Source organism: Chitinophaga sp. XS-30 (genome assembly GCF_008086345.1).
GTDB lineage: Bacteria > Bacteroidota > Bacteroidia > Chitinophagales > Chitinophagaceae > Chitinophaga.
Genome location: NZ_CP043006.1, coordinates 1,992,750 through 2,012,428, shown reverse-complemented (window position 1 = coordinate 2,012,428; position 19,679 = coordinate 1,992,750). Strand labels below are relative to the sequence as shown.

At 52.5% G+C, this 19,679-nt stretch carries 16 protein-coding genes; 4 read left to right on the top strand and 12 right to left on the bottom strand.

Going from position 1 to position 19,679, the window contains the following annotated elements:
• Window positions 1-124: 124 nt before the first annotated feature.
• Window positions 125-1,219 (top strand): tRNA 2-thiouridine(34) synthase MnmA, encoded by a 1,095-nt coding sequence (gene mnmA, locus FW415_RS08305; protein ID WP_148383798.1) that lies wholly within the window; start codon window positions 125-127, stop codon window positions 1,217-1,219.
• A 109-nt stretch (window positions 1,220-1,328) separates the two neighbouring features.
• Here the strand turns inward: mnmA and FW415_RS08300 are convergent, their stop codons facing one another.
• Window positions 1,329-2,498 (bottom strand): RsmB/NOP family class I SAM-dependent RNA methyltransferase, encoded by a 1,170-nt coding sequence (locus FW415_RS08300; RefSeq protein WP_168208733.1) that lies wholly within the window; start codon window positions 2,496-2,498, stop codon window positions 1,329-1,331.
• A gap of 86 nt (window positions 2,499-2,584) precedes the next feature.
• On the opposite strand from FW415_RS08300, the gene FW415_RS08295 reads away from it, so the two are divergent.
• Window positions 2,585-4,018 (top strand): serine hydrolase, encoded by a 1,434-nt coding sequence (locus FW415_RS08295; protein WP_168208732.1) that lies wholly within the window; start codon window positions 2,585-2,587, stop codon window positions 4,016-4,018.
• A gap of 263 nt (window positions 4,019-4,281) precedes the next feature.
• Here FW415_RS08295 and odhB read toward each other — a convergent pair whose 3' ends face one another.
• Both odhB and FW415_RS08285 read right to left on the bottom strand, forming a co-directional pair.
• Window positions 4,282-5,841 (bottom strand): 2-oxoglutarate dehydrogenase complex dihydrolipoyllysine-residue succinyltransferase, encoded by a 1,560-nt coding sequence (gene odhB / locus FW415_RS08290; RefSeq protein WP_148383795.1) that lies wholly within the window; start codon window positions 5,839-5,841, stop codon window positions 4,282-4,284.
• A gap of 67 nt (window positions 5,842-5,908) precedes the next feature.
• On the bottom strand, window positions 5,909-8,653 hold the full coding sequence (locus tag FW415_RS08285; protein ID WP_148383794.1) for a 2-oxoglutarate dehydrogenase E1 component: 2,745 nt from the start codon (window positions 8,651-8,653) through the stop codon (window positions 5,909-5,911).
• 310 nt (window positions 8,654-8,963) lie between these two features.
• Here FW415_RS08285 and rpsT point away from each other — a divergent pair, with 310 nt between their 5' ends.
• Together rpsT and FW415_RS08275 are read left to right on the top strand one after the other, a co-directional pair.
• On the top strand, window positions 8,964-9,224 hold the full coding sequence (rpsT, locus tag FW415_RS08280) for a 30S ribosomal protein S20 (protein ID WP_148383793.1): 261 nt from the start codon (window positions 8,964-8,966) through the stop codon (window positions 9,222-9,224).
• A 169-nt stretch (window positions 9,225-9,393) separates the two neighbouring features.
• Window positions 9,394-11,124 (top strand): M14 family metallopeptidase, encoded by a 1,731-nt coding sequence (locus FW415_RS08275; RefSeq protein WP_148383792.1) that lies wholly within the window; start codon window positions 9,394-9,396, stop codon window positions 11,122-11,124.
• An 8-nt stretch (window positions 11,125-11,132) separates the two neighbouring features.
• Here the strand turns inward: FW415_RS08275 and FW415_RS08270 are convergent, their stop codons facing one another.
• The 9 genes from FW415_RS08270 to FW415_RS08230 form a co-directional block, all read right to left on the bottom strand.
• Complete coding sequence (locus tag FW415_RS08270; protein ID WP_148383791.1) at window positions 11,133-12,146, bottom strand: beta-ketoacyl synthase chain length factor; 1,014 nt, start codon at window positions 12,144-12,146, stop codon at window positions 11,133-11,135.
• A gap of 53 nt (window positions 12,147-12,199) precedes the next feature.
• Window positions 12,200-13,450, bottom strand: coding sequence for a beta-ketoacyl synthase (locus FW415_RS08265; protein ID WP_148383790.1), 1,251 nt, complete (start codon window positions 13,448-13,450; stop codon window positions 12,200-12,202).
• 12 nt (window positions 13,451-13,462) lie between these two features.
• On the bottom strand, window positions 13,463-13,765 hold the full coding sequence (locus FW415_RS08260) for a phosphopantetheine-binding protein (RefSeq protein ID WP_256378907.1): 303 nt from the start codon (window positions 13,763-13,765) through the stop codon (window positions 13,463-13,465).
• A 52-nt stretch (window positions 13,766-13,817) separates the two neighbouring features.
• A complete protein-coding gene (locus FW415_RS08255) occupies window positions 13,818-15,065 on the bottom strand; it encodes an ABC transporter permease (protein WP_168208731.1) in 1,248 nt (415 codons plus the stop codon).
• A gap of 52 nt (window positions 15,066-15,117) precedes the next feature.
• On the bottom strand, window positions 15,118-15,864 hold the full coding sequence (locus tag FW415_RS08250) for an ABC transporter ATP-binding protein (RefSeq protein WP_168208730.1): 747 nt from the start codon (window positions 15,862-15,864) through the stop codon (window positions 15,118-15,120).
• Window positions 15,861-16,862 (bottom strand): BtrH N-terminal domain-containing protein, encoded by a 1,002-nt coding sequence (locus FW415_RS08245; protein ID WP_148383787.1) that lies wholly within the window; start codon window positions 16,860-16,862, stop codon window positions 15,861-15,863. The genes FW415_RS08250 and FW415_RS08245 overlap by 4 nt, the downstream gene beginning before the upstream one ends.
• Window positions 16,863-16,871: 9 nt before the next feature.
• Window positions 16,872-17,294: a hypothetical protein gene (locus tag FW415_RS08240; RefSeq protein WP_148383786.1), complete on the bottom strand. Its 423-nt coding sequence runs from the start codon at window positions 17,292-17,294 to the stop codon at window positions 16,872-16,874.
• A 117-nt stretch (window positions 17,295-17,411) separates the two neighbouring features.
• On the bottom strand, window positions 17,412-18,548 hold the full coding sequence (locus FW415_RS08235) for a beta-ketoacyl-ACP synthase III (RefSeq protein WP_148383785.1): 1,137 nt from the start codon (window positions 18,546-18,548) through the stop codon (window positions 17,412-17,414).
• A 142-nt stretch (window positions 18,549-18,690) separates the two neighbouring features.
• A complete protein-coding gene (locus tag FW415_RS08230; RefSeq protein ID WP_148383784.1) occupies window positions 18,691-19,620 on the bottom strand; it encodes a dialkylrecorsinol condensing enzyme DarA in 930 nt (309 codons plus the stop codon).
• Window positions 19,621-19,679 lie beyond the last annotated feature (59 nt).

Genomic DNA, 19,679 nt, shown 5'->3' with positions numbered 1-19,679 from the left:
AATCCGGATTTTTGACAAATTAGCAAAGATTTTGCAAAAATGGCCGATCTATAGCCGTATTGTGAGTATCTATAAGCATTTGGCAGGATTTCAGTAATTTTGCAGCCTTAACAAGCATGAAAAGATGAGCAAGCATGGAAAAGTGTTGGTAGCCATGAGCGGAGGGATTGACAGTACGGTCACTGCCCTTATGCTGCATGAGCAGGGTTATGAAGTGGTGGGCATCACCATGAAGACCTGGGATTACGCCTCGGCCGGTCCTTCCAAAAAGGAAACGGGCTGCTGCAACCTGGATTCTTTCAATGATGCCCGTGCGGCTGCCGTGCACCATGGTTTTCCGCATTTTATCCTGGATATCAGGGATGAGTTCGGCGATTTTGTGATCAACAATTTCGTGGATGAATATATTGCCGGACGGACGCCCAACCCTTGTGTGCTGTGCAATACCCATATCAAGTGGCGCGCGTTGATGAAAAGGGCGGATGCCATGGATTGCGAATTCATTGCCACCGGGCACTATGCGCGCCTGCGCGTGGAGAACGGGCGGGGGGTGATCAGCCGCGGGGTGGATGAGACGAAGGACCAGAGTTATGTGCTTTGGGGGCTGGACCAGGATGTGGTGAAACGCACCCTCCTGCCGCTGGGCGTTTACCGCAAAACGGAGATCCGGCAGATGGCCATGGATTTCGGTTACCCGGAGCTGGCTAAAAAAGCGGAAAGCTATGAAATCTGTTTTGTGCCGGACAATGATTACCGCGGGTTCCTGAAGCGGAAAGTGGACGGGCTGGAAGAAAGAGTGAACGGGGGCAACTTCGTGCTGGCGGACGGCACGATCGTGGGCAAACATAAAGGCTATCCTTTCTATACCATCGGGCAGCGGAAAGGGCTGGATATTGCGCTGGGCAAGCCCGTTTTTGTGACCGAGATCATCCCGGAAACCAATACCGTAGTGCTGGGAGAGGAACATGAGCTGAACCGCAGCGTGATGAACGTCGGCGGCATCAATTTCGTGAAATATGATCATCTTCCCGAAGGGATGGAAGCCCTGGTGAAGATCCGGTATAAGGATAAAGGTGCGCTGGCCAATGTGTACAACGGCATTGAAGCAGGCACGGCCAAAGTGAATTTTTACGAACAGGTGAAAGGCATCGCTCCGGGGCAATCTGCCGTTTTCTATGAAGGGGATGATGTGCTGGCTGGCGGGATCATCCGCCGGTAACCGAAAAATACTGTACTGGAAGAGGGTGTATCAAGACCGATGCACCCTTTTTTTTATTTGGAGCCTGCGGTTGTCCGGATCATTTTTGCTTCCGGCCTTCCCTTCCCGATCAAACATTCTTCCGCTCAAACACCGCAATGAACATCGTATCCGCCTGCCGCTGATATCCGCTGATCACTCCGCTTTCCACTACTGTCAATCCGCATTCCTTTTCGATGAACGCCACAGTCTCTTCATTTTCCTCTCTGAAAACCGAACAGGTGATATAAATGAGTGTGCCGCCAGGTGCAACATAGGGCGCCACGTTCCGCGCGATCTGCCGCTGAAGCGCGGCATAGGCTGCGATCTGTTCCTCCCGGAAATAACACAGGTTCTCCGGCGTGCGGCCCCAGGTACCGGAACCGCTGCAAGGCGCGTCCAGGATGATCCCCGGGAAGCGGGTGCGCGGCAGTGAAGCTTGTAAACCGGGACCCGTGAGGTCGATCACTTTTGCGTTATAATTTTTGATACCGGCTTCCGCAAAGCGTTTGCGCAGGTTTTCGATAATGCTGGCGCGGACATCGCTGGCAAAAAGATGAATGGAGGGCTGCAGATCGTGCAGGAGAATGGATTTCCCTCCGCTGGCCGCACAACAATCCCACCAATGCTCCCCGGCTTTCGGCCGGAAGCGAAGCCCGGTTTCCTGTGAGGACAGGTCCTGCACCTCATACCAGCTTTTATCCGGGATAAGCGTTTCTATTTTTGTGCCATTGGGGAAGGCCAGCGTATTTGTCCCGATCATTTCGGCATTATCCGTCAAACGACGTATGGCGGCTTCTTTCCCCGGCCGCATGCGGATAAATAATTTCGGCTGCTGCAGAAAAGAAAAGGAAAAAATATCCGGATCGATGCCGCCGGACAGATGCGCGGAAAAAGGGAATATCGTCTCCGCAAGATGCCGGAGCGTATGGCTGCCACCACCTGTCTGCGCCAGCTTTTTCTTCAAGGGCAGAGATACTGCATCATTCCACTCCGGCTTGAAAAAAGCCAGCAGTTCATCATGCGACTGTTCACAGAGGAAAGTGCCGAGCAGTATTCTTTCACGCAAGGGCAAAGCCGCTTCCAGGCGGCCTATACGGAAGTAATGATACACCAGTTGCTGCACCCTTTTCCTGTCCCGGCTCCCCATATGCGGATGCGCTTTGAAAAAGGTTTTCAGGTAATGGTGGAGCGGCAGTGTGCCGTTGTACCCCTGTATGATCTTTTCGGCAGCAATAATATAGTTTTCCCAGCGCGTCATCAGGCAAAGATAATTGTTCGCACCATAAAGCGCCCCGTTCATCACAACTCCGGAAATCAATGGCGGAAAAAGTGTAGTTTATGGCTATGTTAAAACCAGAACTCTTCATCCTCCCCCTGCTGCTGGCCTGTATGTACATCCCTGCAACGGCACAGCAATACACTAAAGAAGTAGAGGACAAAATAAAGCAGGTAGAAAACAATCTCGCCAGCTGGGCTGAACTGGAAGGCCAGCCGCCTGTTAAATGGACGTTGCAGGAGCGCATGCGCCATTACAAAACTCCCGGCATCAGCATTGCCGTTATCCGGGATTACCAGATCGAATGGGCACGCGGGTATGGTTGGGCGGATGTGGAAGAAAAAAGACCGGTAACGCCTCAAACGCTTTTCCAGGCAGCGTCTATCAGCAAGTCACTGAATGGTATGGCAATATTGAAACTGGCGGAACAGCAGCGGCTGGACCTGGACGAGGATATCAATACTTACCTTAAAAGCTGGCATCCATCCGCAGACTCCGGCAGGATCACCATGCGGAACCTGCTCAGCCATACGGCCGGGCTTACCGTGCATGGTTTCCGCGGATATACGTCCACGGATACGCTGCCTGCTGTTGTGCAGATCCTCAGCGGCCGGAAGCCCGCCAACTCCCCGGAAGTCAAACCCGCCTTCGCACCTGGCAAACGGATGCAGTATTCCGGTGGCGGCACTACCGTCTCGCAACTGATGCTCACGGAGATCACCGGTGAAAAATATGATGCGTTCCTGCAACGCGAGGTGCTCGACCCGTTGGGCATGACCGGAAGCTTCTACACCCAGCCCGCGCCGGCAGATAAGAAAGCGTGGCTGGCCACTGCCTACAAACCCAACGGGAAACCCGTACCGGGGAAATACCACACTTACCCTGAAATGGCTGCCGCGGGATTATGGACAACACCAACCGATCTTTCTAAATACATCATCGAAACACAACTTTCCTATGCAGGCAAATCCTCCAAAGTACTCTCTCCTGCGATGACCAAAACACGCCTGACGCCGTATATCGATAAATCGGCCGCACTGGGCGTATTCATCCTGAAAGAAAAACAGCACAGCTACTTTAGTCACAACGGCGGAAATGAAGGTTTCCGCAGCACCTATTACGGCAGTCTGGATGATGGCTTTGGATTCGTGATCATGGTGAATTCGGATAATTTTGATGTGGCCTGGGAGGTGATCAGGAGCATCGGGCGCACTTATGGTTGGAGTGATTTCTACCAGCCCCGGAAAATGAAGCCCATACAAGTGCCTGCGGACACTTTGCAGCAATATACCGGCACTTACAAGCTGGGGAATACCACGCTGGTGACCACATTGGTCAACGGACAACTGCACATCAGCATAGATGGCGGAGAGCCGGTCGCCATGTATTTTACCAGCCATCATGAGTTCTTCGTGCTGGATTTTTCTTTCGTGCTGCGTTTTGAAAAAGGCGGGAACGGGTTTGATATCGTTGGCGGGAATGACCGGTTCAAGAAGCAATAACCGTGTTTTCGTCAGGCTCCGGAATATGCTGAAAGGACAGGGATTCCTGTCAACAGGAACTTTCTTCTCCAAATGCCGGAACAAAAACCTGTCAACAGGAACTTTCTCTTCCGGATGCGGGAATAAAAAAAGGGCTGTTTCAAAAGTAACTGATGAACTTGTGCATCGCGAAAGCGAAAAGTTCCTCACCGGACATCCGCATAAAAGCGGACCGATCACTTTTGAAACAGCCCTGCCGCAGTATGCGGCCGGATATGTTCAGTTTATACTTTCAGCAAAGCTTTTACCGGATCTTTACCGAACAGCAATTGCTCGGGATTCTCCAGCAGGTCTTTCACTTTCACGAGGAAACTTACGGACTCACGGCCATCGATAATGCGGTGGTCGTAACTCACGGCCACATACATCATCGGGCGAATCACCACCTGGCCGTTAAGGGCTACCGGGCGTTCCTGTATCTTGTGCATACCAAGGATAGCGGATTGCGGAATGTTGATGATGGGCGTGCTCATGAGGGAACCGAATACGCCGCCATTGGTGATCGTAAACGTACCGCCGGTCATCTCATCCATGGTGAGCTTATTGTCGCGGGCTTTGGTAGCCAGTTCCACTACTTTCTTCTCGATATCGGCCATGCCCAGGCTCTCCGCGTTGCGGATCACGGGCACTACCAGTCCTTTTGGCGCGGATACGGCGATGGAGATATCGCAATAATCGTGATACACGAGCTCTTCCCCATCTATATAAGCATTCACGGCGGGGAATTCCTGCAGGGCGTAGCATATAGCTTTGGTAAAGAAGCTCATGAAGCCGAGGTTCACACCATGCGCGGTTTTGAAGGTTTCTTTGTATTTGCTGCGGATGGCCATGATGTTGGTCATATCCACTTCATTGAAAGTGGTGAGCATGGCCGTGGTGTTCTTGGCTTCCACGAGCCTGCGGGATACGGTTTTCCGCAGATTGCTCATTTTTTCCCGGCGTTCGTTGCGGGTGAACAGCTCCTGGCCGATGGCCACGCCGGGGTTGGAGAGGGCGGAGAACACATCGTCCTTCATGATCTTGCCATGGGTGCCGCTGCCTTTAATGGAGGCGGGGTCCACTTTCTTGTCTGCGATCACGGCGGCGGCTACGGGCGTTGTTTTAATATCGTTGGGGATGGCGGTTACCGGCGCCTGCTGTTGTGCGGGCTTTGCAGCCGGTGCGGCCTGTTGCTGCGCAGGTTGCGCCTTGCCTGCGGGGCGTGGGGCGGAAGTGTCTACCTGGCAGGCAACATCCCCGATGTTGAGGGTATCGCCTTCTTTGGCAAGGGTTTTCAGCACCCCGGCTTCTTCTGCGGGCAGTTCGAAGGAGGCTTTTTCAGACTCCATTTCTGCCAGTACTTCATCCCGTTCTACATAGTCACCCGTTTGCTTCAGCCATTTTACAAGCGTTACTTCACTGATGGATTCCCCGATGGTGGGCACTTTGATATCGATCGTCCCTTTGTTGACAGCCGGAGCCTGCGGTGCCGGTGCGGCGGCCGGTTCCTTTGTTTCGGGCGCACTTGCTGCGGCAGGAGCGGCGGCGGGTGCTGCAGCCGGAGCGGCGGCATCTGTATCTATCGTGCAGGCCACATCACCGATATTGAGGGTGGCGCCTTCTTCGGCCTTGATGCTGAGCACACCGGGCTTTTCAGCATTCAGCTCAAAAGTGGCTTTCTCTGACTCCATTTCACACAAAACTTCATCCTGCTGCACAAAATCCCCGTCCTTCTTCAGCCATTTGGCGATGGTGACCTCGCTGATTGATTCTCCTACCGTAGGAACTTTAATTTCGATTATCATGTGTTTACCCTCCAGTGAAAAAGTAAAAAGTTAATTATCTGTCCGCTTTTTACTTTCAATTTTTTACTTAAATATTAAAAGCTGTGTCTATGATTTCCTGCTGTTCCTGCGCATGCACTTTTGCATAACCGGTAGCGGTGGCGGCGCTGGGGTTCCGGCTGATCACGCCGTAATTGAACTGTTTCAGGTTCATTTGCAGGAAGCTGGCGGCGCCCATGTTGAGCGGTTCTTCCTGTACCCAGAACCAGGTGGCGCCTTTATATTTCTGTTGTATGCCTTCCAGCTGGTTCACCGGAAGCGGATACAATTGCTCCAGCCGTACGATCGCCACATCCTTGCGGTCTTCCTTGATCTGTTTCTCGCTCAGGTCGAAATACATCTTTCCGCTGCACAGCAATACTTTCTTCACGCGGGATGCATCCGTAATGAACGGATCATCCAGCACTTCACTGAACCCGCCCTGCGTAAAATCGGCAACGGGACTATAGCTGCGGGCATGCCGCAGATTGGCCTTGGGGGAGAAGTTGATCATCGGTTTGCGGAACGGCTCGGCAAGCTGACGGCGCAACGCATGGAAGAAGCTGGCGGCGGTGGTGCAATTCGTAATAAAGATATTGTATTCGGCGCACTGCTGCAGGAAACGTTCCAGACGGGCGCTGGAGTGTTCCGGCCCCTGCCCTTCATAACCGTGTGGCAGCAGCATCACGAGGCCGCTCTGTTTTTGCCATTTGGTTTCCGCTGAAGTGATGAACTGATCGATAAGGGTTTGCGCACCGTTCATGAAATCCCCGAACTGCGCTTCCCAGATGGTGAGCGCGTTGGGATTGGCGATGGAATAACCATATTCAAAACCCAGTACGGCAAACTCGCTGAGCAGAGAATTGTATATGCGGAATTTGCCCTGGTCCTCACTGATCTTGCTGAGGCGGTTATGCTCCTCGTCTGTTTCCTCACTGCGCAGCACAGCATGGCGATGGGAGAAAGTGCCCCGCTTCACGTCCTGCCCGCTGAGCCGGACGTCCTTACCTTCCAGCAGGAGGCTTCCGTAGGCCAGCAGTTCCCCGGAGGCCCAGTCCAGCATACCCTGCCCGTCGAACAGCTTTTGCTTGTCCTGCAGCAGCTTTTCCACTTTACGAAGGGGTTTGAAGCCTTCGGGCATGGTCATCATCGCCTTGAATATCTGCTGAAGCTGCTCCGGTGTAATGGCGGTGTCCGGCGATTTTGTGAAATCCTCCGGCGTAGCCTTGCGCAACTCCTGCCACCAGCGCTCCGGCTGCTGGTATTTGTAAGGGAGCGGATGTTGTTTTACTTCATCCAGGCGTTCCTGAAGATCCGCCCAGAAAGCCTTTTCCATTTCCTGTGCGAGGGCGGCATCTACATCGCCATGAGCGATAAGCTGCTGGGAATACACCTCGCGCGGGTTGGGATGTTTATCGATCGCCGCATAGAGGGCCGGCTGCGTGAACTTGGGATCGTCCCCTTCATTATGCCCGTGTTTGCGGTAGCAGACCATATCGATATAAATATCGGAATTGAATTCCTGCCGGTAACGGGTAGCCAGGTCAGCGATCCGAACGACCGCTTCGGCATCATCCCCGTTCACATGGAATACCGGCGCCTGCACAATAGCGGCTACGCTGGTACAATAATCGGAAGAACGCGCATCTTCAAAATCCGTTGTAAAACCGATCTGGTTATTGATAACGAAATGCATGGTGCCGCCGGTGTAGTAGCCTCTCAGCTTGCTCATCTGCGCCACTTCATATACCACACCCTGACCGGCAATGGCGGCATCGCCATGGATGAGGATGGGCAGTATCTTGTCGTAATCGCTGTTATAGATCACATCCGCCTTGCTGCGGGCGAAGCCCACCACTACGGGATCCACCACTTCCAGGTGGGAAGGGTTGGGGGCGAGCTGGAGATTGACCTCCTTGCCTGCGGGCGTATCGATGCTGGCACGGAAGCCAAGATGATATTTTACGTCCCCGCTGCCCATGGTGGTATCCGGCACGGCGGTGCCTTCAAATTCGGAGAATATCTGCTCGTATGTTTTGCCAAGGATATTGGCCAGCACATTGAGGCGGCCGCGGTGGGCCATACCGATGACCACTTCCTGCACCCCATATTCAGCGGCAGTATTGATCATGGCATCAAGTGCGGGGATGGTGGCCTCTCCTCCTTCCAGGGAAAAACGCTTCTGGCCGATGTATTTGGTGTGCAGAAACTTCTCGAACATCACCCCCTGGTTCAGCTTGTAAAGGATGCGTTTCTTCGTTTCCGTACTGAGCGGCTTGCTGAAAGATATTTCTACTTCCTTCTGCAACCATTCTACTTTTGCCGGGTCGTTGATATAGCCGAATTCCATGCCCACGGAAGCCGTGTACACACTTTTCATGCGGTCCAGGATCTTCTCAAGCGTGGTTTTGCCGAGACCGACCACCTGGCCGGCAAAAAACTCGGTTTTCAGGTCGGCATCGGAAAGGCCGAAATATTTAAGGTCGAGATTAGCATGGCGGTCTTTTCTTTCGCGGATGGGGTTGGTTTTGGCAATGAGGTGGCCCTTTTTACGGTATGCCTTGATAAGTCGGTACACGCCAAGCTCTTTTACCAGTTGTTCGCTGCTCACCGGCATGCCCGCAGCATCCCCCGCTGCAACCGCTTTCCCGTTGGTATTGCTCACCGCAAAATCAAAACCCTCAAAAAACTTGATCCATTCCGGATCCACAGTAGCCGGATCTTTGCGGTATTCCTGGTACAATGATTCAATATAAGCCGGGTGCGAGTTGGTGACAAACGAAAAGTCCTTCATTTACAACGAAATTTAAGCTTGGTCTTCGATTCAATTTCATCCTCTTTTGATGCCCGACCTCATGTTAGACCTGCAAATAAGATACGGGATTGCAAATATCGCTAAAGATTTGGGATTTTCAGGCATTTAACATGGGTGTTTTCTGATTAAAAACACCGAAAAAACACTACTTTATATAAAAGTAATTTTATATCTTTAAGGCGATCTTGCCGTATTGCTGTTATCTTTGGAAAACAGAAATACCGGCTTTTATTTTTGTTTATAAAAAGATAAACCTTACCTTTGCCCTCCGAAACTTGAAATTTAGAAAATGGCAAACCATAAAGCAACGAAAAAAGACGTACGTCAGAGCAGAAAGCGTAATGAGCGTAACCGTTACTACGGTAAAACGACCCGTAATGCCATACGGGACCTGAAGAAGCTGACTGATAAATCAGCTGCTGACAAGGATTTACCGGAAGTACTCTCCATGATCGACAAACTGGCAAAACGTAATATCATCCACAAAAACAAGGCTGCCAACCTGAAAAGCAAGCTTGCTAAAAAGGTGAACACCCTGGCTGTGGCCTGATTTTCTGCTGCTGCTTAAAAGATAGTACGGCTCTTCCTTGAAAAGGGAAGGGCTTTTTTTTATTGATTGCCAGTGATTTATCCTCCCCTGCTTCCATATCCCTGTCATATTACGTACTTTAGCCCTCCGATAAACAACATCTTTCCAAACCAGCGACTTCAACCCGCATATGAGAACACTCTGCAGCCTGCTTATCCTGTCCTGCCTTGCCCTTTCATCCTATGGACAGGACTTCACCACCAAATACGAACGCACCAACAGCCGGGAAACCGTCACCTACCAGGAATGTATCGCCTATTACCAGCGGCTGGTGAAACGTTATCCGCAACTGCAGATGAAAACTATCGGTCAAACCGACAGCGGCTACCCGCTCCACCTGGTGATCCTCTCCCCGGACAAAGATTTCAGCTTCGAAAGCGTCCGCCGGAAGAACAAGCGGATCATCCTCATCAACAACGGTATCCACCCCGGCGAGCCCGATGGCATTGACGCCAGCATGCTGCTGCTGCGGGACTTCGCCGAGGGGAAGAAAAAGCTGCCCGCAAACGTCGTGCTGGCCGTCATTCCCATATACAATATCGGCGGATCGCTCAACCGCAGCCCTTATTACCGGGTGGACCAGAACGGTCCGGCGGAATTCGGGTCCCGGGGCAATGCCCAGAACCTCGATCTGAACCGGGATTTCATTAAAGCTGACTCCCGGAATGCCCGGGCTTTCCAGCAGATCTATCAAATGACCGACCCGGATGTGTTCATCGACAACCATGTGAGTAATGGCGCTGACTATCAACATATTATGACATTATTATCCACCCAGCACAACAAACTGGGCGGCCCCATGGGCGCTTTCCTTCATGATACCTTCGAACCGGCGCTTTACAAAAAAATGAAGGAAAAAGGATATGACCTGATCCCCTACGTGAACCACTTCGGCAATACGCCGGACAGCGGCTGGGTGGCTTATGCAGACGGCCCCCGTTATTCCAGCGGTTATACCACGCTCTTCCATACTTTCGGTTTTGTACCGGAAACCCACATGCTGAAGCCCTACAAACAACGCGTGGAGTCCACCTACGCCCTTATGGAATGCTTCATCAGCTTTACCAGCGAGAACAGCGCCCGGATCAAACAACTGCGTGAGCAGACCAAACAGGCCGTTAAAACGCAACAGCAGTTCCCGCTCAGCTGGGAGCCGGACATGAGCCGGTATGATCTCTTTACCTTCAAAGGGTATGCGGCAGGCCGCAAACCCAGCGAAGTTTCCGGCCTCCCACGGCTGTATTACGACCGCAACAGGCCGTACGAAAGGCAGATCAGGATCTACAATCATTTCAAAGAAGGCAGCTTCGTCTCCAAACCCGAAGCTTATATCATCCCGCAGGGATGGTGGGCCGTTACGGAATTGCTGCAAAACAACGGTGTGGAGATGCGCCGCCTGGAGCGGGACACCACCATAGAAGTGGAAACCTACAAAATAGAGGATTACAAAACAGCGCAACGGCCGTATGAGAAACACTACCTCCACAGCGGTGTAAAAGTCTCCGCCAGCAAGCAAAAGATCAAATTCCTGAAAGGTGATCATTATATCCCCATGAACCAGGTAGCCAACCGCTACCTCATGGAAACACTGGAACCCACAGGCGGCGATTCTTTCTTTGCCTGGAATTTCTTTGACGCCATACTCGGCCAGAAGGAAGGATATTCAACCTATGTATTTGAAGATACCGCCGGGGAGTTTTTGCGAAATCATCCGGAAGTGAAAAAGGAGCTGGAAAAGCGGCGTGCGGAAGATAGTACTTTCGCCAGCAGTGCGCAGGCGCAGTTAAATTTTGTATATCGCAGTTCTCCGTGGAATGAACCGGGGTTTATGCGTTACCCGGTTTTCAGGGTAGTGAGGTGAAGAGGTAATCACCTCCCCAGCAGCACAAACGAATGCTGTTCCCCGAAGAACTGGTTATAGATCAGCACATGCTCCGGCCCTCCGGCCCTCATGCGCTCCACTGCCAGCCACAATGCAAAAGCTGAAGCCGTATCGTATTCGCCGCAAAGCTGTTTGAAGGGAAGTTCCGGTGTTTGCGGGAAGTACTGCGCAATAAGTTCCTGGTAATAAAAGTCGAAGTTCACATCCCCGTTACGGCCGGTGATCAGCAGCCCGATGTCTTCCGGCTGCAGCTGATGTTCCCGCAGAAAATTCCCGAGCGCAGTGCTCACCTGCTCCTGCGTAGGCTTGTACAGCATTTTAAGCCCGGCGATATGCACATCCGAAGGCGCTGTGGAAAGCACGAAAAATGCCGACCCCTCACCGGATATGGTGCCGGGCGTACCGGAAGTGAGCATATCGGCAGGTTGCGTCAGTTGTTCCTTCCAGAAGCCGATACGGCTTTTGATATAAAAATGCTCGTCGCTGATCTCTTCAAAAGCCCCGGCCAGCACATGTTTCGCGGCGCCTTCATTGAGCTGCATCATACTGTCCAGCAGCGCATGTTCGAAAGAGAAACCGCGGTGAACAAAGGTATTGTTGTATTGCGTGCATCGGGTTTGCAAGGCAATAAGGCCGTTTACGGAATTGTAGGTGGATTGAATGAAGGGAGTGGGATTAAGCGCCGTTTCCTTGTATTGACGGATGTCGTGCAGGAAGCGTTCTGTATCATGCAGGCTCCCTTTGCCCGTTCCGGTGATGATCGCATCCGGCACGGCGACATTGCTGTTCTGCAGGCATTTGAGGGCTGTGGTCAGCCCCATTTTCAGCACGCGGCTCATGCGCCGCAGACTGTTCGGGGCGATGAAGTCGCGGTAATCCGGTTCCTTTACACGCAACAGGTTCCTGTCCTCCAGCCTGGCCAGCTGCGGCGTGAATGTACCGGAAAAACTCTCCTGCGGGGAGATAGCGGCGGTGCCCTGTATGTAAAATCTACCTTTCATCCGTTTTCTTTAATTTTTTACGGGCCGGATGGAGCCTCGGATGTTTGAAATAATCATTCCCCTGTGTGTTTAACGATTTTTTCAAACATGCCGGCTTCATATTTGCTGATCACCAGTGAAGCATTGTTACCGCCAAAGCCGAAGGAGTTGGAGATCACGTTCTCTACGGGATACTCTTCCAGCAGCTTTGTTTCCGGAACAACGTTCAGTTCTTCCATTTTTTCAGAGAAATTGAGATTGGGAAATATCACCTGCGCGTTGATGGCCAGCACGGCAAAGATCGCCTCTATTGCTCCGGCGGCGGCGAGAGTATGACCCGTAAAAGGTTTGGTGGAACTGAACTTCGGCACACGGGCGCCAAAAAGCCGTTCCAGCGCTTTCCCTTCGGATGCATCATTATTCAGTGTGGCGGTGCCATGCACATTGATGTACTGCACATCATCAATGCTCCGGCCGCTCATGGCCAGCGCATTCTTCATGGCCTCGTAAGCCCCGTCCCCTTCCGGCGAAGGCGATGTAGGATGGAAAGCTTCGTTGGTATTACACCAGCCGCTGAGCTCGGCCAGCACTTCCGCGCCGCTTTCCCGCACCAGGGATTCGCTTTCCAGTACGAGGTAGGCTGCGCCTTCACCCAAGTTCAGGCCATTCCGGTGCTGATCGAACGGGCGGCAGGCTTGTTTATCGATGTTCTTGAGGGAATTGAAACCGTTCATGGTAAAGCGTGTCAGCGCTTCCGTTCCGCCGCAGACAGCGCGTTGCACCAATCCCTGCCGGATCATCCTTGCGCCGTACATCAGGGCATTGGCGGAGGAGGAGCAGGCGGTGCTGATGGTGGTCACATATTCGTGAATACCTACTGCATCGGCTATACGCTGCGTGCAATCCGCACAGTCCAGCGTATCGATGGATTGAAGAAAGGTACCTTCTTTTTGCGGGTCAATGATATCGAAATATACCTTTTCCGTATCGCACATACCGCCTACCGTGGAAGCGTTTATAAAAGCGGCCGGCATGGATGCGGCATTCTCTATACCGGCATAAGCCAGCGCTTCCCGCATGGCCACCAGGCCCAGCAGGGCAGTGCGTGTATATCCTCCCCCGGCATTAACACCGGCCAGCGCGGCAAGTTCCGCATTGGACTGCGGCACCTCCGCAACGGGGAGCACGTTTTTGTGAATGGTATCGATATGCCGGGTGTGACCTATGCCGCTACGCTGCAGGCGCAGGCTGCGGAGATTCTCCTTCACATTGCTGCCAATTGCGGAGATCATACCCATCCCGGTTATAAACACACGTTCCGCCATGCAGCCAGAAGTTTATGCAGGTTGTTTGCTTTGAATGAATTCAGCCATGGTTTGAACGGACTGTAATATCTTGCGGCCCTCGCGGGGATCTTCTACCTTGATCTGGTAATTCCTTTCCAGCAGTACCATCAGCTCCAGCGAGTCAATACTGTCCAGCCCCAGCCCTTCGCCGAACAGGGGCGCATTGTCGTCAATATCCTCCGGTTTCGTGTCCTGCAGGTTCAATGCCTCGATGATCTGCTGTTTCAATTTCAATTTTAACGCTTCCATAATGTTGTAGGTTAAGCGCTTCCGGGTGATTGGCCCGCGGCGCATTCCAGGGATTAAAATTAATCGTTTTAAGGTTGTTATGAAAATGTTTATTCCGTTATGCGATCCTGCGCTGCTCCACCCATCCCGCAATGCCCAGCATCAGCAGGCCGCAGGTCAGCAGCTTTACAATATCCGGCAGGATGTAACGGATGCTGCCATTCCGCAGATAGATATCATTGATCGCATTCAGCCCCCAGCTTAATGGAGACAGTCCGCCGATGGCCTGTATTTTCTCCGGCATTACCTCCAGCGGTATCCAGATGCCGCCGATGGCGCTGAGGATCACGATGGAGATCGCGCCGAAATTCAGTGCCTGGTTAGGCGTTTTGAAAATAGTGCCGATGAGGATACCGTATGCTGTAGCCGTGATACCGATACTGATGGCCGTGATCAGGCCTGCGGCATGGTCCACGCCCAGTTGCAGCCTCGGCAGGTCCAGCAGGGGCAGCATATAGAGTCCTACGAGCATCATCAGGTAAAACTGCGCCGTACAGATCCCCACGAAGAATACCAGCTTGCCGGTAAGGATAGACAGATAATTGCCCGGTATGAGCTTCATCCGCACCAGGCTCCCGTCTTCCCGCTCCCGGATCATATTGCCGGCGATGGGTATCACGATGAAGAACATCGCAAAAATGCTCCAGGCCGGCACATTATGTTGTACGGAATTGCTGATGACATCGATCTGCCTTCCATGCCCCAATGCCGTTTCCTTCAGCGCAACGGCTTTCAGCCGGATGGCCGGGAACGTGTCCGTAGCTGTACTGTCACGCTTCCGCAACTGCAGCTGGATGCGCTCCAGCAACAGGTCCGTCTGCACCTGCGTGAGAAAATTATCCAGAGCCTGGTATATCGCGCTCCGGAACGCCTTTTTAGCCGCGGGATCAAAGTATAACTGCACCGCCAGCGAATCGGTAATAAGCGTTTTCACCGGCAGCTGCGCAGGCATGCCCATCCGTTTGGAAATATCGTTAACGATCTTGTTGGCATTGCTGACGATCTCCGCCGTGGCGCCTTTGGGAATGGTAATACTGATCTTGTAGGCCCCTTCACGGATGAGCTGCGCGGCTTTCTCTTCGCTCAGCGGCTGTTCGTTCAGCGAATCGATCAGGTTGAACTGCCCGCTTTGCCCCAGCCCCTCGCGGATGTAACGGCCAAGGCGGCCATGATCGTTATCTACCGCCAGTATATCGAACTTCACTTCCTGGTAGTCCCTGAACGGCGCGTCCTGTATCAGCGCCATCACGGTGATCAGCACCACCGGCATCACGAAAAGCAATGCCAGCCCCGCTTTGTCACGCATAAGCAGCAGCCATTCTTTTCTGATTGTTGCGATAGTTCTTAGCATAATATATTCAGTCCCTTACGGCATGCCCTGTATAATGCAGGAACACATCTTCGAGGTTACGGCAATCCTGGTGTTGATGAATGAGGGTCTGCGGATTTCCCTGCACGACCAGTTTGCCTTCATCGATAATGGCAACGTCTTCGCATATCTGCTGCGCTTCTTCCAGCAGGTGCGAGGTGTACAGCACGCTGTTCCCCCGGCGGTTGTAGTCGCGCAGGAATTGCAGTATCATACTGCGCGATTGCACGTCCACTCCCGCTGTAGGCTCATCCAGCACCAGCAGGCGGGGCTCATGTAAAATAGCCGCGATGATATTGGTGCGGCGTTTCATCCCACCTGAAAACCTGCCAACTTCCTTGCCGGCGGCCTTTTCCAGTCCGAACATCTCCAGGAGCGACAATATCTTTTCCTTCAGCGGCCTGCCCCTCAGGCCATAAAGGTTTCCGAAATAGGTCAGGTTTTCCAGCGCACTGAGCTGCGGGAACAGCGCGATCTGTTGCGGCACAACGCCAATGGCACGTTTGATCGCCTCCCGGCTGCGGGCAGCCTGCGGTTGCCCGAATATCGCGGCGCTTCCGCTATCGGCTTTGACCAGTCCGCATAAAATGGAAATGGTTGTGGTCTTGCCCGCGCCATTCGGCCCCAGCAGTCCCACGATCTTCCCTTCCGGAAAGGAGAATGACAATCCCTGCAGGCTGGGCTGTAAAGCGCCTGTGTAGGTTTTGTACATATCTTTCACTTCGATGCTGTTCATGCCAATTTCACATTGGATAAACGACGGAAAATCTTTTCTTCTTCATCCGCGATATGTAGCAGCATACTGCCAAGCTCTTTGTATGATATATTATTCGCTGCCCGGGCTTTGCACACACGGCCAGCTTCAAATGCAAAATTGCGCCAGAGATCGCCAACAGTGGTAAGGTCTTTCCCGATCTTTTTCAGCGCCTCGTTCTGCAGCAGCGTACCGGCTTCCTGGAGGAAAGCAGCGTACATAAAGCGGAACCCTGCGCCGCCGGTGCCGATCTCTTCCTGCATACGAATGATATTACCCAGGTACAGCCCTGCCCTCCGGTCCCCGACCTTCCCCGGGTATTTCTGCACCCGTTTGGCCAGAAAGCGAATGCCCTTCACCCCGAACATTGGCATCGGGATCTTCAGCATATAGTAACAGGCCTGTTTAATGCCGGCCCTGACGGGTTCCCGGAGATCCACTTCCTCCGGTATGCCGAGTGGGTAATACATTTTGCCTTTCGGCTCGGGGAAACCCTTGGCAAACCGCGCCTGGATGAGGTTTTCCCGGTCTATTGTCGTAACGGTTTCCATGATGGGATCGCTGACGAGATAATCATCTTCGTTCTTCCCATACACGACCAGGTTATGGGCATTGAAATGGAAACGGTAAGACGCGGGAAAATACGGCAGGTAATAAACGCTGGATTGCATGCCCACCGGGATTCCCCGGGCGATGACATCGTCCAGCGCCTGCATGGCTTTATCCGGACTGCCGAACTTGTGCGATTCCATTTTCACGCCCAGGCGCTTGCAGACCCTGGAAAAAATGGCGCCGGGCCAGATGCGGTATGTTGTTCCGGGAACGCCGTTCACTTTCACGAAAGGCAGGTGGCCGAAAAAGATGCCGGCCCCGATACCGAAAGCCATCGGCTCGCTGATATGAAGCCCGTAATGGCGGAACATATTCGAAATTACACCGCTTTCGCAATGTGCGGTCTGTACATGATGGAATGCTGTCATTGTCAATATTTACTGGGGCCGCTGGAATGGCAGCAGTTCCCCTTTTTGCAACACGTCCGCGCTGATGGCGAAGATCGTGGCGTAACGTTCTGTTAAACTGCGTTTCATGCGGCTGAACACATGGGGTTTCATATGGCGCTTTACCTGCCATTGGAACTTCCCCACTTTCCGGGCCAGCAGCGGCAGGTCCAGCAGTGTTCTTTCCATGTAGTAGGCAATGGGACTAAGCTGCCCGGCCAGCACTTTGTCCCGCGTTTCTTTGACCCTCAGCTCTACTTCTTCCCAGGCCTGGTCCAGCGCCACATTTTCCGGTTCCCAGCCTACACTTGTTACCGGTGTGTATTCGCCGGACTGGTCCACTGCGTAAAAGAGCTGCTTGAAAGTGCCGTGATGCAGGTTGTCCCCATCCTGGGGAACTTCATCTTTTTTCATGTGCCCGTTTTTTTGTGTTTTGCGGCGGCCGGAAGGAACGCCAAACAAATCAAATGCAGCAAAAACCGGGTGAGATGTACCGCTTCTGCTGCATTGATAATATTGTTCCGATCGTTGTTATACCACCGTAATATGGGCGTAGGCGTAAGAGAACCTTGCGCTTTCCGGCACCATCATCACGATCGTATCCCCCTTTTTCAGTTTTCCCTGGTTCAACAGCTCTTCCAGCATAAAATAAGGAGAAGCGGTGCCGACATTTCCCACGCGGGTGAGATTGGTGAACCATTTTTCCTGCGGGATATGCACGCCCAGCCTCGCGATCTCTTCATCGATCCGGAAACGGAAATATTCAGAAGAGAGGTGCGGCAGGAACCAGGTAAGTTTATTGATATCGATATTGTACTTGTCTACCAGCTCTTTCCACATCTGCGCACCGGAAGGTACGATATTCTTCCCGAGCAGGCGGGTATCCTGCTTGAAGGAGAACACGCTGTTGGCAGCCCATTCTTCCGGTGTCATATCGGTCCACCCTTTGGTGGTACCGTCACCATTCTTCACCGCGCCGGCATACATGCAGGTATCGAGATTATTGGCATAGGACGCGATCTCTACCCAGTCCACACGGAGCGACAGGCCTTCTTCATTCGGCTTGTCCTCGAACAGGGCGGCGCTGGCGCCATCGGAGAGCATCCATCTTAAAAAATCCTTTTCAAAAGCGATGATCGGGTTTTCCGCCAGATTCTTGAGATTCTCGGTTTCCGGTTCAAACTTCTGGGCAAGCATCCAGCTGGAAAATTTTTCCGAGCCGGTGCTTACGGCATTGGCAGTATTGCCGCATTTCACGGACATGAAAGCGTATTTGAACGCCTGCATACCTGCCGCACATGCGCCCGTAGCAGCGATCAGCTCCACAGGCTGGCATTTCAGGATGCCATGCACCATGGCGGCGTGGTTCGGCAATAACTGGTCCGGCGAGGTGGTGCCGCAGGCCAGCAGCTGCAAACGGTTGATGGGGAATTTGTCATCAAACAGGCTTTTCACTGCTTCCGCGGTCATTTCCGCGTTGGTATGCGTGCTTTTTCCTGCTTTATCCAGCGCATAATAACGGGTTTTGATCTTATTATTACCCAGGATCATTGTTCTTGCCCTCGATGGTTTTCCATCCACCATTCCGAGGATGCTTTCCATATCATCATTTTCAACTGGCTCATTCGGCAAAAATTTGGAGAGCCTGGTAATATATACTTCTTTCATCAGTGATATTTGTCTATTTATTTGCCAGATGGAATTGCATTTCATCTGTATTATTATCCTGTTTATCGGTCATTCTGCCCGATTTTATGGTTTCCGGTGTTTTTTGCGGCCTTAAAGATAATTATGAATTGTTAATTACGAATTAATTGATTTCACGGAGGCTCACTCCTTTATAATAGGTCACATCATTTTCCAGCTGTTTTCTCCGGAAGGTGAGCTGCATCCAGGAAGCAACCGTAGTGAATGGTGTCAGCAACGGAATGGCCGCCAGCAATACGATGCGATACATCGTCACCCGTGTTTTCCTGCTTTCGCTACCCGGCTCCCCTTTGGCGCTGATGAACCTGGCCCAGAAACGGAATGGCCCGCGCCCGCGGTTTTCCAGCACAATAAGCCCGGGTTTCAATTCAACGGCATCCAGGGCCAGTAATTGTTCATGCAGCCCCGCAAAATTCCGCTGTTCCAGGGCTTGCAGAATGGGTGCGCCAAAACGGCTGCTTTCCACAATCTCTTTTTCCTGTACTCCGGCAGGCGGGAAGATAAAGAAAGCGTCCTTTTTCCCTTTGCCGGTCCAGCGCAGAATAGTGATCAGGGAAACGAGATTGGGGTGCTTGTCTACCAGCACGATATTGCCAACGAGATGGGCGCCGATATCGGCGAGGTATTTTTTGGTTTTCTCCTGGGCATTCAGCCACATGTTCCGGCAACCCAGCAAAGTTACCACCGGTTTGCCTTTCAGCAGGCGGGAAGCCTCCGGGCTTTGCAGGAAAGCCGCTACCGGCTGGGATGGGGAAAGGAACCAGGGCTGATAAGCCATGATCACCAGATCAAAATGTTCATCGGGACTCACTTTCAGGGGCTGAATACCGCGGGGGCTGCCCAAAACCGTTTCCGGCATGGCATCAAAAAACTCCTGTTTGGACCATGGGAAAGGGAAAGGCTGTACCGGCACGATCTCCTCATATGTAATGGCGGCTTTGCCCTGAAGGGGCGCTGTCACATGGTCGATTATCCTGCGTAACTGCCCGGTTTGGGTGAAATACACCACCAAAATCTTCGCTTGTTGGCTCATAAACAGTTATAGAAACTCTAAAAAAAACCGTAAACATACAAAAGTTTTCCAATTTGTTG